Origin of the sequence: Armatimonas sp. (assembly GCF_031410135.1) — a bacterium.
Lineage (GTDB): Bacteria > Armatimonadota > Armatimonadia > Armatimonadales > Armatimonadaceae > Armatimonas.
The window spans coordinates 1-15,537 of record NZ_JANNYP010000455.1 but is presented as its reverse complement, the minus strand read 5'-3'; the positions used below and the strand labels follow the sequence as shown (position 1 = coordinate 15,537).

At 59.2% G+C, this 15,537-nt stretch carries 17 protein-coding genes, 2 tRNA genes and 1 pseudogene; 11 read left to right on the top strand and 9 right to left on the bottom strand.

Annotated features, from left to right (window positions below; all coding sequences use genetic code 11):
• Positions 1–203 precede the first annotated feature (203 nt).
• The 3 genes from RMO15_RS16890 to RMO15_RS16880 form a co-directional block, all read right to left on the bottom strand.
• Positions 204–290 (bottom strand) — tRNA-Ser (locus RMO15_RS16890).
• A 171-nt stretch (positions 291–461) separates the two neighbouring features.
• Positions 462–1,238 (bottom strand): RNA methyltransferase, encoded by a 777-nt coding sequence (locus RMO15_RS16885; protein ID WP_309714617.1) that lies wholly within the window; start codon positions 1,236–1,238, stop codon positions 462–464.
• Positions 1,235–1,885, bottom strand: a complete 651-nt coding sequence (locus tag RMO15_RS16880) for a hypothetical protein (RefSeq protein WP_309714616.1) — start codon at positions 1,883–1,885, stop codon at positions 1,235–1,237. Before RMO15_RS16880 ends, RMO15_RS16885 begins: the two co-directional genes overlap by 4 nt.
• A 23-nt stretch (positions 1,886–1,908) precedes the next feature.
• Between RMO15_RS16880 and RMO15_RS16875 the strand changes: the two genes are divergently transcribed.
• The 7 genes from RMO15_RS16875 (at position 1,909) to RMO15_RS16845 (ending at position 6,926) form a co-directional block, all read left to right on the top strand.
• On the top strand, positions 1,909–2,565 hold the full coding sequence (locus RMO15_RS16875; RefSeq protein ID WP_309714615.1) for an alpha/beta fold hydrolase: 657 nt from the start codon (positions 1,909–1,911) through the stop codon (positions 2,563–2,565).
• Between the two features lie 50 nt (positions 2,566–2,615).
• The gene (locus tag RMO15_RS16870; RefSeq protein ID WP_309714614.1) at positions 2,616–4,226 is read left to right on the top strand and encodes an acyltransferase family protein; all 1,611 of its coding nucleotides are present in this window, start codon (positions 2,616–2,618) and stop codon (positions 4,224–4,226) included.
• Positions 4,223–4,609: a hypothetical protein gene (locus tag RMO15_RS16865; RefSeq protein ID WP_309714613.1), complete on the top strand. Its 387-nt coding sequence runs from the start codon at positions 4,223–4,225 to the stop codon at positions 4,607–4,609. Before RMO15_RS16870 ends, RMO15_RS16865 begins: the two co-directional genes overlap by 4 nt.
• Positions 4,599–5,180 carry an RNA polymerase sigma factor gene (locus tag RMO15_RS16860; RefSeq protein WP_309714612.1) on the top strand — a complete coding sequence of 194 codons (582 nt, stop codon included), beginning with the start codon at positions 4,599–4,601 and terminating at the stop codon, positions 5,178–5,180. The genes RMO15_RS16865 and RMO15_RS16860 overlap by 11 nt, the downstream gene beginning before the upstream one ends.
• Positions 5,164–5,457, top strand: coding sequence for a hypothetical protein (locus RMO15_RS16855; protein ID WP_309714611.1), 294 nt, complete (start codon positions 5,164–5,166; stop codon positions 5,455–5,457). Before RMO15_RS16860 ends, RMO15_RS16855 begins: the two co-directional genes overlap by 17 nt.
• 58 nt (positions 5,458–5,515) lie before the next feature.
• A complete protein-coding gene (locus RMO15_RS16850) occupies positions 5,516–6,847 on the top strand; it encodes a hypothetical protein (RefSeq protein ID WP_309714610.1) in 1,332 nt (443 codons plus the stop codon).
• A 6-nt stretch (positions 6,848–6,853) separates the two neighbouring features.
• Positions 6,854–6,926, top strand: a tRNA-Lys gene (locus RMO15_RS16845).
• A gap of 15 nt (positions 6,927–6,941) precedes the next feature.
• On the opposite strand, the gene RMO15_RS16840 is transcribed toward RMO15_RS16845, so the two are convergent.
• Positions 6,942–7,373, bottom strand: a complete 432-nt coding sequence (locus RMO15_RS16840; RefSeq protein ID WP_309714609.1) for a hypothetical protein — start codon at positions 7,371–7,373, stop codon at positions 6,942–6,944.
• Between the two features lie 34 nt (positions 7,374–7,407).
• On the opposite strand from RMO15_RS16840, the gene RMO15_RS16835 reads away from it, so the two are divergent.
• Positions 7,408–8,187, top strand: a complete 780-nt coding sequence (locus RMO15_RS16835; protein ID WP_309714608.1) for a glucose 1-dehydrogenase — start codon at positions 7,408–7,410, stop codon at positions 8,185–8,187.
• A gap of 24 nt (positions 8,188–8,211) precedes the next feature.
• On the opposite strand, the gene pth is transcribed toward RMO15_RS16835, so the two are convergent.
• The 4 genes from pth to RMO15_RS16815 all read right to left on the bottom strand — a co-directional run bounded on the left by pth (position 8,212) and on the right by RMO15_RS16815 (position 12,098).
• Complete coding sequence (gene pth / locus RMO15_RS16830) at positions 8,212–8,790, bottom strand: aminoacyl-tRNA hydrolase (protein ID WP_309714607.1); 579 nt, start codon at positions 8,788–8,790, stop codon at positions 8,212–8,214.
• Between the two features lie 174 nt (positions 8,791–8,964).
• Positions 8,965–9,945, bottom strand: coding sequence for a ribose-phosphate pyrophosphokinase (locus tag RMO15_RS16825; RefSeq protein WP_309714606.1), 981 nt, complete (start codon positions 9,943–9,945; stop codon positions 8,965–8,967).
• Positions 9,938–11,290: a bifunctional UDP-N-acetylglucosamine diphosphorylase/glucosamine-1-phosphate N-acetyltransferase GlmU gene (gene glmU / locus RMO15_RS16820; RefSeq protein ID WP_309714605.1), complete on the bottom strand. Its 1,353-nt coding sequence runs from the start codon at positions 11,288–11,290 to the stop codon at positions 9,938–9,940. The genes RMO15_RS16825 and glmU overlap by 8 nt, the downstream gene beginning before the upstream one ends.
• 67 nt (positions 11,291–11,357) lie before the next feature.
• On the bottom strand, positions 11,358–12,098 hold the full coding sequence (locus tag RMO15_RS16815) for a hypothetical protein (RefSeq protein ID WP_309714604.1): 741 nt from the start codon (positions 12,096–12,098) through the stop codon (positions 11,358–11,360).
• Positions 12,099–12,153: 55 nt separating this feature from the next.
• Here RMO15_RS16815 and RMO15_RS16810 point away from each other — a divergent pair, with 55 nt between their 5' ends.
• Positions 12,154–13,014: a LysR substrate-binding domain-containing protein gene (locus tag RMO15_RS16810; RefSeq protein ID WP_309714603.1), complete on the top strand. Its 861-nt coding sequence runs from the start codon at positions 12,154–12,156 to the stop codon at positions 13,012–13,014.
• On the opposite strand, the gene RMO15_RS16805 is transcribed toward RMO15_RS16810, so the two are convergent.
• Positions 12,998–13,660, bottom strand: a complete 663-nt coding sequence (locus tag RMO15_RS16805; RefSeq protein WP_309714602.1) for a DUF1559 domain-containing protein — start codon at positions 13,658–13,660, stop codon at positions 12,998–13,000. The genes RMO15_RS16810 and RMO15_RS16805 overlap by 17 nt on opposite strands.
• 70 nt (positions 13,661–13,730) lie before the next feature.
• Between RMO15_RS16805 and RMO15_RS16800 the strand changes: the two genes are divergently transcribed.
• Positions 13,731–14,780 carry a hypothetical protein gene (locus tag RMO15_RS16800; protein ID WP_309714601.1) on the top strand — a complete coding sequence of 350 codons (1,050 nt, stop codon included), beginning with the start codon at positions 13,731–13,733 and terminating at the stop codon, positions 14,778–14,780.
• A 202-nt stretch (positions 14,781–14,982) separates the two neighbouring features.
• A pseudogene (locus RMO15_RS16795) lies at positions 14,983–15,537 on the top strand (ankyrin repeat domain-containing protein); the annotation flags it as partial.

The window sequence follows — 15,537 nt, the reverse complement described above, 5'->3', positions numbered from 1 at the left end:
CTCGCCAACCTGAACATTTCTGAAGCTTCTCATCTGCAATAATAAAGACGGGCTTGAACTCGATAGAAGTTCCGACCTCTTTGCCATCCAAAATAGCCCAAGCATCCCATCCCATTAAGAGAAACATCCTAAAGTGGAAATTAGTCGCGGAGCGACTTTTTGGCTGGAAGCCCATAGACGCCGATTTCAATCGGCGGAAAAGGCGGAGAGGACAGGATTCGAACCCGCACACCCGGTCAGGGGTGAGACCGCTTTCAAGGCGGTGGCGATACCATTCCGCTCACCTCTCCGCGCCAGAAATTATTTTACCATATTCCTCCCCGCCGGTTGGAGCGGCGGGGCTGGAGAGCCTTTGGCTACAAAGGCCGTTCCGGCCATCCCAATTTCTTATGGGCCGGGTACCCTTTGGGTGGCCCTTTGTAGCTTTAGCTCTCTAGTCCCCTCGTTCTGATCGAGGGGACTCACCGAATCGCTTCGTACAAGAGCATTCCGGCGGCAACGGTGACATTGTAGGAGTCTGCGCCGGTGTTTGGGGCCATGGGAAGCCGCACGACGGCGCTGCTGGCACTTGCGACGGCTTCCGAGATGCCTTCTTGCTCATTTCCCATCACGATCACCAGCGGGCGGCGCGTCAGATCGGCCTCGGCGGCGGTCTGGGTGGCGGCTCCCGACGAGGCGACTACCGTGGCTCCTTGCGCACGCAGCGTCGTTAAAACCGCAGCAAGGTCAGCGGCAAGGGCGATGGGCAGGCGCAGAATACTCCCCGTGGTCGAGCGCACGGCCTGGCGCGAGAACGGCTCAGCGCTTCCGGCGGAGAGCAGCAGACCCGAGCAGCCCAGCGCATCGGCAGTGCGGATGAGCACCCCAACATTGCGCGGGTCTTGGATGCGCTCCCCACAGAGAACGAGGGAGTTTTCCGTTAGTAGGGCTTCCGGAGCAACAAGGCGCTGCTGGACGATGGCAATCGCGCTTACTGCGGTTTCGTAGCCCGTGCCAGTGAGCTTTTGCAGCAGCCCGCCTGTCAAAACATAGAGCGGGATGCCCCGCGCCACACAGAGCGACTCCAGCTCCGCAACATCGCTGGGGAGGCAGTAGGCAGCGCTCACCGTTGTCTGAGGGCTGATGAGTGCCTGACGTACCAAGTGGATATCCTCCACGAGGTACTGGCCCGTCTCGCGACGGCCCACAGGCTTGAGGAGGCGCTCGGCGGCCTCATAGGCAGGGTGTTTACTGTTCATCGCCGCTGCTCATCCTCTTTATTCCAGCGAAACAGACTCGCGGGAAGTGGGCCACCAAGCTGAACATCATAGAACTCCTCACGCAGAAGCTCCTGGATTGTCCCGCCGTGGTCGCCAACGCGCACCAGACGGATAGGTGCGTAGTTTTTTGCATCCAGTGTCAGGGTGTCAATACTCGTTCCCTGGGTCTGCGTCACCACAAAAAGCTCGCGGTCTTTCTCTTTTCGGCGCTTGGCCGTACGCGTGGTGTCTTTGCCGGGAAGCCAGAAGGGCACGGGGGCGAGAAACTGATCCACCGAGTAAGAGGCTTCGTCTAAGGGGTGGAGAATCCCCGACATCACCGTATTCTGAAACGGGTGTCTCTGGGTCTTGGCAGGTCGAAGCGGGACGCCCTGGTTGCGCTGCCAGATCACGCGGCCATCGCAGACACGGAGGCAGCAAAAATCAGCTTTGTCCACACGCACTTCAATGCGCGCTAAGCGAGGGCGATGGAGCATTACCTGAAGAGTTCCCCGTAGCCCCGGCTCGCCCTGGTGGCTTAACACCAGCTGTGAGCGGTACTGCAGTGTCAATGCGCCACGCCAGCGCTCTCCTAGTGTCCGGAGAACTTGCTCCGCATTCGCTGGTTTTTCCTCGGTCTCTTGCACGAATTTTACGATACCATATAGGCATGTCGTTTTCGCTCATCCATCGGGTGCGACAAGCCGAAGGAGCACGTCCTCCGCTTCTCGTTCTGCTTCACGGGGTTGGCTCCCATGAAGAGGATCTCTTTGGGCTCTCTCCCTGGCTCGACCCGCGCTACACGGTTGTCTCCGCTCGTGCGCCGCTTCGTCACGGCGGCGGCTGGGGCTGGTACCCTATCACCTTCCACGAAGAGGGCATTGAGTTCGAGGAAGACGTCGCCTTTGAGAGTGCGGAGACCCTGGAGAGGTTTATCCAGGAGTGTCACCGGCACTACGGCACCGATCCCACCCAGACCGTCTTGATGGGGTTTTCGCAGGGAGCGGCGATGGCCCTCTTGCTACTTCTCACCCGCCCTGAGTGCCTTCACGCGGCGGTATTGATGAGCGGGCGGCTGATCCCCGAGGCCGCCGTACAAGCAGCCCACTACATGCAGCTTGTCGGTAAGCCCGTCTTTGTCACCCACGGCCTCTACGATAGTGTTCTCCCCATTGATCAGGGCCGGGCCATCCAGGCCGAGCTAAAGCGCTACCCGGTGCTGATGACCTACAAAGAGTACCCAATGGGCCACGAAGTCTCCCCCCAGAGTATCACCGATATCCAGACCTTCCTGACGAACCTGCTCGACGACGAGAAAGAGACATAAGACGAGCTCGGGTTTGCAACCGTTGTTCGGTGTGACCTTGTCTTAAGGGCATGGAGACACACAGAAACCACTCGCACCACACCGGCGCTCCCCCAAGACCTCGCCGACACGATCTGGATGCATTGCGAGCGCTTGCGATGCTGCTGGGAATTCTCTTGCACGCGCTGATGTCGTTTTTACCGGGGCTCTGGCCGGTACAAGACGCAAGTGCAAGCCCTGGCCTAGGCATTCTACTGATTCTGATCCACGGCTTCCGCATGCCACTGTTCTTTCTGGTGAGCGGTTTCTTCACCGCGCTACTCTGGCGGCAGCGTGGGCTGAAGGCATTGATTCAGCAGCGCCTGCTCCGCATCCTAGTGCCCTGCCTGCTGGGCCTCCTGACCATTGTGCCGCTCTACCGCTGGGTAGTGTCGAAGGCGGAGGTTCCTCCAGCCGTTCCTGTAGCCCCCCAACCGGCCCAAACCCTGGCGGAGGCAGCGCAGCAGGGAAGTTCGGAGCAGGCAAGGCGCTTTCTCGCCGCAGGAGCCGATCCAAACACGCCCGATAGCAAGTTTGGCGTCACTCCACTGAGCTGGGCCGCGATGCAGGGCGAGGTTGCGCTGGTGCAGCTCCTGATTGAAAAAGGTGCCAAGGTGAACCAGCCCAATAAAGATGGCTCGTTCCCGCTTCACTGTGCCGCGTTCCTGGGGCAAGACACCGTCGTAGAGACTCTTCTCCAGAGCGGTGCAAACCCGACCACACGCACCCAGCGCGGCTACACACCTACCCAAGTGACCTACTCCGACAGAACGGTCACCCAGCCCCTCATCGGGCAGCTCGGACTACCGGCACGCTCGCAAGAAAGCATCGCGGCGGGTCAGGAGCGCTGCCGTGCCCTCTTGCCTGCTCCGGCTCCCCAAGCCAAGACGGCCTGGGAGACAGCCCGTACTCGCTACGGCGCGTTTCTGAGGGCACCCTGGTTTGCAACTCCCGTCTTCGAGCACCTCTGGTTTCTCTGGTTTTTGTGCTGGCTCCTGCCGCTCTTTGTTCTCTGGACGCGGCGGGCGGAGCGTAAGACACGTCCTCGTCCCCTTTGGCTCGTTCCCCTCACGCTCCTCCCACAGCTTTTCATGGGAATCAGTATGCCCAGCTTTGGCCCGGACACCGCCACGGGGCTGGTTCCGCCGCCCCACCTGCTGGCCTACTACGCGGTGTTCTTCTTCTTTGGCGCACTCTACTACGAAGCCGATGACACCCAGGGAGTGCTGGGTCGTCGCTGGAAGCTAACTCTGTCGCTTGCACTCTCTCTGGTGCTGCCGCTGGGGCTGATCACCATGACGCTTGCGCCGATCCTCTCACAGCTGCTCCAAGTGCTCTATGCCTGGCTGATGGTCTTCGGCCTGCTAGGGCTCGCGCGGCACGTACTCTCTCGCGAGAATGCCCGGCTACGCTACCTCGCCGATGCTTCGTACTGGCTCTATGTAGCGCACCTGCCCTTGGTCGTTGCTTTCCAGATTCTCGTTCGGAATAGCGCACTGCCGATGCCCGTGAAGCTATTGGTGATCTTGGTTGGCACTCTCACTCTCTTGCTGGCTTCCTACCAGTTTGTCGTGCGCCCCTTGCAACCGTTTCTGCGCCGCCTCTGGTCTAAAGAGGGAAAGCGTAGGGAAACCAACACATGAGCAACGAACACACGATCGGCGAAGGGATTATCATCTTTTCCCTCGCCGCCGCCTTTCTGGGCTACTACTACCTGAAGTTTCGTGAGCGGCAGCACTACCTGGATATTCTGCATGCGGAGCGCCTCGTCGCGATGGAGAAAGACATCCCGCTCCCGGAGCTACCCATCGAGCCACTCTTTGTCAAGACGGCGCCCCCACCCGACTACCGTGTGGGTGCGCTCATCGGGGTGGTGCTGCTGTGCTTTGGGCTGGGCACGATGCTGACCCTCTGGCTCCTTCCCGGCGGACGCAGCTACTGGCCCGCGCCCCTGCCCGTGGCCTTTATCGGAGGCGGTCTCATGATCGCCTTCTCTCCCGGCTCCCGTATCAACGATGGATACTGATAGTTCCGATGAGGAGCTTGTTGTCCGCTATGTGACGCAAAGAGACGAGCCTGCTTTCACGGAGCTGGTCACGCGCTACCGGGAGCCCGTTTTCCGGCTGGCAGTCTCGGTTCTGGGGCCGGGCTTTGTGGGAGAGGCGGAAGAGGTCGCACAGGAGGTCTTTCTGCGGGTGCATGCTTCCCTGAAATCTTTTCGCCGTGAGGCCAAGTTTAGCTCCTGGGTCTACCGCATCGCCTTCAACCAGGCGCTCAATGTCAAGGCGCGGGTGCGCTACCGTGCACCCCATCTTAGCTACCAAGCGCTCCCCGAGCTAGTCGCCCCCGACAGTAACCCGCACGACACCGTCCAAGATCTGGGGCGCAATCAAGCCCTCGCCGAATGCATCGCCCAGCTCCCCGAGGTCTACCAGTCCGCGCTTCGTCTGCACTACTGGCTGGGGCATACCGTGACAGAGATCGCCACGCTTCTAGGTGTGCCCGAGAACACAGTGAAATCCTACCTCCACCGTGCACGCCGCCTGCTCCAAGCGCTACTAGAGCAGAAAGGATATTCAGATGACGGAACCCACTGACCCCATTGAGGGCTTTCTTCGCCAGTCGCTGGCGACCGAGACAGCCCCCACGCTTTCCCCAAACTTCCAGCAGCAGCTCGGAGCACGCCTCCAGCCGCGTCGCATTCGCAAAAAACAGCGGCGGTTTCTCCTTGCCTACTCCGCCATTGGTTTTCTACTCTCCCTCGGAACACTACAACTTGCGGGTTTTAGCATTGGACTCACTCTCCTTTGCGTCCTTGCGCCACTCGCCATCATCATAGTAGCGCTCCGCCCTCATTTCCGTTCCCTGCTATAATTTCAGCTAGGGATGGCCATTGAGCAAATGACCCAACGGAGCCGATAAAGAGATCATCATGACAGATGCTTGGACAAAGCTATACTACTCACTGGATGCTCGGCTTCGCCCCGAAGATGTGGCGGAGCTGGTTGGAGAGCTTATGGCCGGTGAGCTGACTCGTGATGAAGAGAAAGTGCTGAGCCAGGCGCGTGGTGGTTCCCTAAAGCGGATGTTCTTTAGCTATACCTCAATGGCACAGGACTTCCTACGGCCTACCGGTGCGCAAAAGCAGGTGGCAAAAGTGCAGGAACTCTTTCCTAGCGATACACCTGCCCCTAACCCCGATGATCCTGAGGCGATTCTGGCGTACGTGGGTATGGTCGGCGCACAGATCGCACGCCGCGTTGGGCAGAATAGTTTTAAAGAGGATCGGCTCAACCGTGAGCTACGCAAGGCACACGGTTTGGAGTACTCCAAGCGACAGTACAACAAGCGCTTCCGGCTTTTATTACGACTAGAGGCAAAACTCACCACACTGGCTCACGAGCAGAAGAAGCGGACGTTTTTTCTGGTGGCTAAGCATGGCCTTGCCGCGCATATCCCTGAGGAGCTGTTCTATGCCAATGCCTGTAGCGCATGCTTTGTCGCCTACTACACCGCACGACTAGGGCTCCGTAGTCAGTTCACCGCAGACGGCCAAACACGCCCTTTTGACACGGTCGCTAAGATGCTATTAGACCGTTGCAAGCGCGAGCCTTATGCAAGCTGGGTTGCTATTGCCCATGTCTTACCAACACCTGAGGTACTGGCTTATCTCTCTGAACGTGAGCAGGGAGAGCTGTTGGGTCTCTGGTTCCACTACTTGACTGGCATTGCGCACGAGCTTGAAGGACTCTCGCAGCAAATGACATTTGAGAGAACCACCATGATTGTCAAGCGCGGCGACGACTCCTCGACCTGGAACCAGCTTGCGGGAGCATGGAACCGAGCGCGTGATGGCTGGTTTGCCTTTCTGGTGGCACTGGGAATGGAAAGCCTGCTAGACGAGCTTTGTCCAGGTAAGGTCATGCGGCTGATGGCGGCAGATGTTGCGGCGTGGCATCGCTCACTGAATCGCAGTGTCCACCCCGATACGCTGGTCTGGGCGGTTTTGCCACCGCCGTGGGAAGTGCTGACGGGGCGTGCTCTTTGCGGTCGTTCCAAGGTTCAGCAGATTTGCAACGAGCAAGAGGTCAGTATTGTTGGGCTAGATGGCTGGCTGGGGCCACGTCCTGCCGCCACATCGGTGGCTTTCACGTCCACACCGGAGCTGGTCTACGGTGTGAATGTCCATAGCCCCTTTCTGGCGAAGTGGTTACGGGAGCGAAAAGTGTTTTCTGGAAAGGCTCCGGCCCTTTCGATACAATAAGAGTGCTTCTGGGTAGCTCAGTGGTAGAGCGCCTGGCTCTTGGACCGGGTGGACGCAGGTTCGAGCCCTGCCCCAGAAGCCTCTTTTTAATGTTTTAGCCTAGGGTAATTTCAATAAGCTGGTCGTCGGGACGCACGGGCGAGAGATCAATGTGTATCACTTCAACTCCCTCAGCAGTGATTGCTCCATCAAGGCCGTAGCAGTAGTCCTTGAAGTGGGTTTCGAGGAAGCCATTGGCATGAGTAAAACCAATGCCATAGAGATCGCCGTTGTGCAGGCGAAGCGTGGACTCTGTGATCCCAAACCAGCGCATCGTGATTCGTGTACATATGTTGGGCTCATTCTCACGTCCCAGTACAAGGTCGCTATAGTCCATCACAAGCGTTAGCTCGCGCCCTGTAAACCCAACTTTTAGCTCGCGGACAATGGCATCATGAAGAGTGGGCCAGTAGCCGTAGATTTCGAAAAGTGGCTTCGCGCCGGGGATAGTTTGCCAATGAGCCTGCGTGATTTCAATCGTGGTCATCGTAGACGGATTGTATCCTGCTATAATGCCTCCTATGAGTAAGACGGTTCTGGATTTGTTTCGCCTCGACGGTCGTCGGGCGCTGGTGACGGGTGGGGGCAAGGGCCTAGGGCGTGTGATGGCGCAGGCGCTGGCCGAGGCGGGGGCGGATGTGGCGATTGTGAGCCGGACGCAGGCCGATGTGGACAGCGCTGCCACTGAGATCTCTGAAGCAACTGGGCGGCGCATTGTCCCGTTTGCCGCCGATGTGACTAGTGCTGCCGAGGTGGCCGCGATGGCGAGCGCAGTTGAGCTTGGGCTAGGCGGCCCCGTGGACATTCTGGTCAACAATGCCGGGGTCAATATCCGCGGCGGAATCGCTGATCTCACCGAGGCCGAGTTCGATGCGGTGATTAACGTCAATCTGAAAGCGCCGTTCTTAGTCTCCAAGCAGTTCGCGCCGGGAATGGCCGAGCGCGGCTGGGGCCGCGTGATCAATCTGGGCTCGATTCTCTCCGTGATCGGGGTGGCGGGGCGAATTCCGTACGCATCGTCCAAAGCTGCGATATTAGGCATGACGCGCGTCCTGGCGCTGGAGTACGCGACCAAGGGCGTCACAGTCAACGCGATCTGCCCCGGCCCGTTTGCCACGGACATGAACAAGCCGCTGCTGGAGAACCCCGAAGCCTACGCCGCGTTTGTGGCCAAGATCCCCATGGGCCGCTGGGGCGAGCTGCATGAGATCACCGGAAGCGCCGTGTTTTTAGCCTCCGATGCCGCCAGCTTTATCACCGGAACCACGCTTTTTGTGGACGGCGGCTGGACCGCGCAGTAGTCAGAATCACGAACCCACCCGGCTTCAAACCGTCACCACGAGGCCGTTGAAGCGATTGGCCGCCGCCAGAGTGCCCTCGTTGAGCCAGAGCTCGGCGGCTCCCATGGCGGCGATGAGCACTTCGTCCATAAGCTTGCGGTCGGCGAGTGAGAACTTCGAGAGCACCCAGTTGACCTGCTCGCCGCCCGCGGCGGGCGGTGCGCCGACGCCGATGCGCAGACGCGGGAAGTCCTCACCGTCTAGCTTGACGATTAGGTCTTTGAGCCCGTTCTGCCCGCCTGCTGAGCCGCTGGAGCGCAGGCGCATCCGGCCTGGCGGCAGGTTGATGTCGTCGCAGATGACGAGGATATTGCTACGCTCAATGCCCTCTTTGGCGGCAATTGCGCTCACCGCATCGCCCGAGAGGTTCATGTAGGTCTGTGGCTTGACCAGCATCACGGCCTGCCCCGCGATTATTCCGCGCCCGGTGACGGCCTTGTCACGCCGGTTGGTCAGCGCGATCCCGTGGGCCTTAGCTAGGGCGTCTACCAGCTCAAAGCCGATATTATGTCGCGTTTTTGAATAGGTTGTTCCGGGGTTTCCCAGCCCCACGATTAGTTTCATGCTTGCTCTATCACCTGTGGATAACCTGTGGATAAGTGCCAAGTTATCCACAGGCTCTCTCGACTACTTGCCATTACCACGAAGCAGAGCGATCGTAATGCCCACCACCATCATAAGCATCAGCACACCAAAATAGATCAGGCTGTTACGAATCTCTTTTCTCATAAGCCTATGCTACCACTGCTTCTCGAAGAGTTCGCTGACGGAGTCATCGCAATGGATGCGGCGGATGGCATCGGCTAAAAGCTCGGCGACGGAAAGGACGGTGAACTTGGCGGCAGCGGGGTGGTCGTAGTAACGAAAAGGAACCGTGTCGGTGAGGACGACGCGCTCGATGGGGCTGGCGCTGATGCGGTCTATGGCGGGCTCGGAGAGGACGCCGTGGGTGCAGCAGGCGGTGACAGAAGCGGCACCACGGGCGATGAGGGCTTGGGCACCACCGACAATCGAGCCGCCCGTGTCGATCATGTCATCAATGATGATGCAGTTCTTACCAAAGACATCCCCAATGATCTCCGTAATCTCGACTTTGTTGGGCGAGGGACGACGCTTGGAGATAATGGCAAGAGGCGCTTGGAGGGTCTCCGCGAGCGTGCGGGCACGGGTGACGCCGCCCTCGTCGGGGGAGACGACACAAGTATCACCATTGACAAGCCCGATCTCCTTAAAGTGTGCCCCCAGAATCGGCCCGGCGTAGAGGTGGTCCACGGGGAGGCGGAAGAAGCCTTGGATCTGTTTGGCGTGCAGGTCCACACAGACCACACGGTTCGCCCCCGACTCCGAGATGAGATCCGCGACGAGGCGCGCGGTGACGGGCTCACGGGGCTTGATTTTCTTGTCTTGGCGGGCATAGCCGTAGTAGGGAAGCACCACCGTGATACGCTGCGCCGAGGCACGTCGAAACGCATCGAGCAAGATCAACAGCTCCATCATGTTATCGTTGACGGGCATACAGGTCGGCTGGATCAGAAAGACATCCATCCCACGTGCGGATTCATCCACTTGGACGCGGATCTCGCCATCAGCAAAGCGTGTGAGGAGCATCTTGCCCATCGGAACCCCGAGCTCTTGGGCGATAGACGTTGCCAGAGCCGGGTTACCACTACCCGCAAAGATACGCAGGTTCTTACCGATGGGAAGCGCTTTTCTAGCCATTTTCTCGCTCTTTTTGCTTTCTGTCACGGCGGATCGTCTCCGCCCCTTCCAAGTTGCTCTGTCGCTCCCGTGCGATGGCAATTGCCTCCGCTGGGACATCCTGGGTGATCACCGAGCCCGCCGCGGTCAGTGCCCCATCGCCAATGGTCACGGGTGCGACCAGTGTGGAGTTGCTACCAATAAAGGCATCCGCGCCGATGACTGTCCTGCTCTTGGTGAAGCCGTCGTAGTTGCAGGTGATCGTCCCCGCCCCGATATTGGTCTTGGTTCCGATCTCTGTGTCGCCCAGATAGGCCAGATGCGACGCCGAGACGTTGTCAGCGAGCTTGCCGTTCTTGACTTCGACGAAGTTGCCGATCTTGCACTTGTCACCCAGAATCGCCTTACCCCGGAGCTGGGCAAACGGCCCGACTTTACAGCCGTTGCCCACGGTGGAGTCCGTGATCACGGTGTAGGGACCAATGATGCAGTCCTCGCCGATGGTGGTTGCACCGCGCAAGTGCGTCCCGGGATGAAGCACCGTGTCCTGCCCGACCATCACGCCGACTTCCACATACGTCGTCGCGGGGTCCAGAACCGTCACACCCGAGAGCATCAACTCCTTGAGAAGCTGCTTACGGAGAATCTCATTGAGATCAGCCAGCTCGACGCGGGTGTTGATCCCGAGCGTCACGTTGTTGTCTTTGGCGACCACGGCCCGCACCGGCTCTCCGGCAGCGCGGGTCATCCCAATCACGTCGGTGAGATAGAGCTCGCCTTGGGCATTGTTGGGCGTGAGGTTCTTCAGCCGCGCAAAGAGCGACTTGCTATCAAAGACATAGACCGCAGCGTTCATCTCGCGGATTTGTTTTTGCTCAGGCGTCGCATCTTTGGCCTCGACGATCGCCTCCACGGAGCCATCAGCAGCCCGCACAATCCGCCCGTAGCTTCCTGCATCCTCTAAGACGGCAGAAAGAAGTGTCGCGCCGCCCGTGTGCGCTACCAGAAGCTCGGAGAGCACGTCGGCAGAGAGCAGGGGTGCATCGCCAGGGACGACTAAAACCGACCCTTCGTGATTGGCTAAGGCCTCTTCAGCCTGCTGGGCGGCATGGCCAGTGCCCTTGGGGTTGTGTTGCCAAACAAACTCGATATTCTGACCCGCATAGGCGGCCTCGACACGCGCTTTTACGGTCTCGCCTTCGTGGCCTATCACCACGATGCGGCGCTCGGCCCCGGCGGCGGCAAGCGCATCTAAGATATGAAAAAGAACCGGCTTTCCACAGACCGGATGAAGCACCTTGGAGAGCTTGGAGCGCATCCGTGTGGACTTGCCCGCGGCTAGAACAATTGCTGCTGTTGTGCCCAAAAAAAACTACCCCCTGACCGTGCCAATTATAGCATGGGAGGGGGCGTACTGTCTATTGAAAAGTCGGCTACATCAGTGCGGGAAGATCATCCCGAAGCGTCCGTGACATCAGGTTCCCCATTTGGTTGATCACCTCAGGGCGGAGAATCTCGGAGTGCTCTTTGGCGATCCCGTGGAAGGCAACACAGGCGACATCCAAGGCAAATAGCGCTGCTTGTGCAGCACGAAAGGCTCCAGATGAGAGCACAGCACGAAGACGCCTTCGAGTCTCTTGCACCTGCGCCTCCGCCTGCTCATGGGCAGCCTGAGCTTCCATAAACCCTGCCCAGCCGGGCTCGCGCATGCTGTGGACACACTTATGCCCCAGGAGAGTCACCGCCCCGACAGCCTTACCCAGCTCCATTCGGATAAAGTCATTGTGCTCGGTGATGGAAAGGAGGGGAAACTCAATATGACGGCGGAGCTGGCCTACAGGACGGAGCTGCTGGTAGGCACGGAAGATCCGGTTGAGGCGTGCGGTCTGGTAGCGGCTCAGAGACGGATCGAGCAAGATGCTGCGGAAGCGTCCCTCAAACTGCTCCATGTCGGCCAGAAAGTGCGCAAAGGTCGAGGAATCCCCCACACTGCCCTGCGCGACACGGCAGTTGGCAAGCTCTGCGGTGGCAACGGAGGCCATCAGGATCACTTCCTGCTCAATTTTATCCATACCCGCATGGGGACTTTCTGCTCCCATGTGACGCGTCGAGGAAGAAGGGTGCGTCGTCAGGGGACGGTTTGGTTCAAAGTCGGGGCGCCAGGTGATTCTCATACCAAAGAGATCAAGCAGATTCCATGCCAAATACTGCACAATAGCCTAATTTGTTATGGAGCTTTTTCAATTACGTTACTTTGTGGCGGCGGCTCGGCGGTTAAACTTCACGCAGGCAGCAGTACAGTGCCATATCGCGCAGCCCTCGCTCTCGGCGCAGATCGCCGCTCTGGAGAAAGAGCTGGGAACAAGCCTCTTTCACCGGCAGGGCCGCAGCGTACGCCTGACCGATGCAGGGGAGGCGCTTCTGGGCTACGCCGAGCGGCTGATCGCGCTGGAGGAAGAGGCACGGCTAGGCGTGCGGCGCGTGGTGGGGCTTGAGGCGGGAAAGCTAAGCCTCTGGACGCTCCCGACACCGAGCCAGCATCTCTTGCCGCCGCTGCTCGCACGCTTTCGCACGGCGCATCCGGGCATCAGCATCTCCGTGCACGAGGCCGTCCCGGCGCGTGCCATCGCCGAGTCCGTGCTGGCAGGCCGTGCGGATCTGGGGGTTGTGCACCTGCCCTGCGCCTTAGACGGCCTGAACCAACGCATCTTACTCACCGAGGAGCTTGCCTTGATCGTCCCAGAAGCCCACCCCCTCGCTGGCACCACGCCCACGCTCGCCTCGCTCTCGGGCGAGAGCTGGGTCTGGGTTCCCGAGGGACAGTCGCCGGAGCACCCGATCTTTGCGGCATGCCTGGCCGCGGGGTTTACGCCGCGCATCGCCTGCGTCTCGGGCTCGGCGGGCGGGATGCAGGCCCTCGTCGCTGCGGGGCTTGGTATCGCACTCCTGCCCCGCCTCGCGCTGAGTCCGCCACCCGGCACCGTGATTATCGAGCTCGCCGAGCCCCGCCCCACGCGCACCCTCGCTTTAGTCTGGCGCTCCGACGAGGCACTCTCCCACGCGGCGATGGCGTTTATGGCGCTCCTATAAAGTCTGTATTCGTCAGACTCGCGGGCTTGCGCCACTTGGCGCTGCCGTCGTAGCGTAGCGTGGTAAAGCCGCCGCTATGCCGAGTGGGGTAGTGTGTGTGGGCCGTGTCCGCGCTGACAGGGAAGATTCCCCAGACCGGCCCTGTGTTGCCCGTGCGCGTGTCGGCACAGCCCGGCGTGCGGGCATGATCCCAGACGAACATTACGCTCGGATTGGTCACTTCGGCATCAGGCTTTCCCATCGGCCCGACGCTGACATAGCTCATGGCGTAGCCGACTTGGCCCTGTGGGTAGCTGGGACACAGGAAGAGCATTGGGCTTTTCACATAAGGCTGGAGCATTCCTGCACTGCCACCGTAGGGAGCCCACCAGGTCTCGCTGGGGCCGGTGGAGCTTGTCGGGCTGGCTGTTGAGCAAAGCCCATCTCCAGCTCGATCAGGACAGAGCCGGTGGCGCGGATTGACCTGGTCGTAGTCTTGTCTGTACATCGCAATCGCCAGCCCCAGCTGCTTGGCGTTGGAGAGACAGCTCGTCTGACGGGCTTTCTCGCGAGCCTGTGAAAAGACCGGAAAGAGAATCGCCGCCAGAAGCGCGATAATGGCGATCACCACGAGTAGCTCAATCAGGGTGAAGACGCGACAGCTCATGCCTAATTGTTGTACCATCCAAATCTGGTAGTTGACGATGAAAACACAATCAGGGTACAGTGAGCTTACTATGAAAGTGCTCCGAAAAAAACATTTTGCCTCTTTCACTGCTGCTCTCGGGATGCTTGCGGTCTGCACCACGGTGAGTGTGGCACAAGTCAAACCCAAACCTACGACACCGGGACAAGGCAACCTAGCACCTACCAAGGGAACCGCCCAGCTTCCCGGCGATAATGGCAAGCTTGGCGTGACCTACCAGCTCGGAGAGAAAGACCGCGAGCTTCACTTTACGCTAGAATCGGCGCAGGTGGCTCCATACTATAAGACTCCCGAGGCTGCTGTGGTTGCCGGAGCGGATCAGAGGCTTCTCTTGCTGACTTTCACGGTTCAGAACCCGCAAAAAATGACGGACATGACGGTAAACTCCAGCGCGTTTACGTTCACGGCGGTCTCGCCCGATGACAAGAATTTTTTGGCCAGTGGACCACTCTACCAGCCAGAAAATAGCAAGTCTTACCAGACAGCACTCAAGCCCGCACAGAAAGTCCGGCTTCAGGTTGTCCTCCCAATCTATGCGACAGGGCCGGTTCGTAAGCTCATTGTCCAGCGCGGCTCGGGAGCCGTCCTGCGCTACGATCTCAGCGAACAGATAGGCAAGATGAAGACCAGCTTCAGTCCGGATAGCCTAGAGCTTCTGAGTGAGGTGAAAGTCGAGTTTGGAAAACCCTTTGATGTCAGTGGCCTTGAGGCAGAGGTTCAAGCGGTCACGATTCATGAAAACCCTGTGGGGAAGTACAAACCCTATCAGGACTTTCGCATCTTCACGGTGCAGCTCAAGCTCACCAATCTACTGGCTCGCCCCCAACAGCTCAACTGGAACACTCTCAAGCCCACACTAACCGATGAAGACGGCCAGAAGCTGGCTTGGCAGACCGATTACCTCTCGCTAGTCAATAAGCTCTCGATCAATCAAGAGGTCCTTCCGGGTGAGTTTGTGCGAGGCCTTTTGGTCTTCAAGGCGCTGAAAAACCAAAAGCCCATCAAGCTACGGTTGCTAGAAGAGCGTGCAAACCGAACAGCAATTATCACGATTCCCTCATTGACAATAGAGCCAAAGTAATCGTGTAATCCAGGCAAACAGTTGCTTGACATCTCCTGAAAACTCAGCTAAACTAGGAGGCACAGGCATGCAGGATGCCTCCTATCCGCGGGAAGAGCTGAGTTCACCTGACTATGTTTTTGGCGCTGGTTTGGTCTTACCCAAGCCTCCTTTTTGCCCGAATGAGCGGATACCGGGCGCAACACAAAAAAGGAGGACTTCTATGTCCGCTCGTCACTTACCCGTCCGGCCTGATCTCACGCAGCTCAAGCACCAGGCCAAAGAGCTACTCACCGCGCTCCACGCAAGCGCCCCTGATGCCCTCGCCGATTTGAGGGAGTTTCATCCCACACCCCCCATTCCGACCAAAGCCAAACTCTCAGACGCGCAACTCACGCTTGCCCGTGCCTACGGCGTGCCGAGCTGGCCGCGCTTGGTGCTCGCCTGTGAGCTGATCGATGCCATCTGGCGCGGCGATCTGGAGGCCGTCCGTGGGCTCATTGAGAAATACCCGTCGCTGCTGAAAGAGAACGCACGCGGCACGGCGCAGTGCAACTGGGGGCCGACTCTCTCCTACGCCGCCAATGTCGGGCAGGATGAGCTGGTCAAGATGCTCCATAGCCTAGGAGCCGATGGCGTCCAGCACGCCTTTGAGCGTGCCTGCCTTCGTAGCAAGCTCGACACCGCGCGACTGCTGCACTCCATGGGTGCACGCCCGCAACCCGGCTCTGTAATGGGGCCGTGTGAGACACTCAGCGCGGTGGGGTTAGCGCTCCAG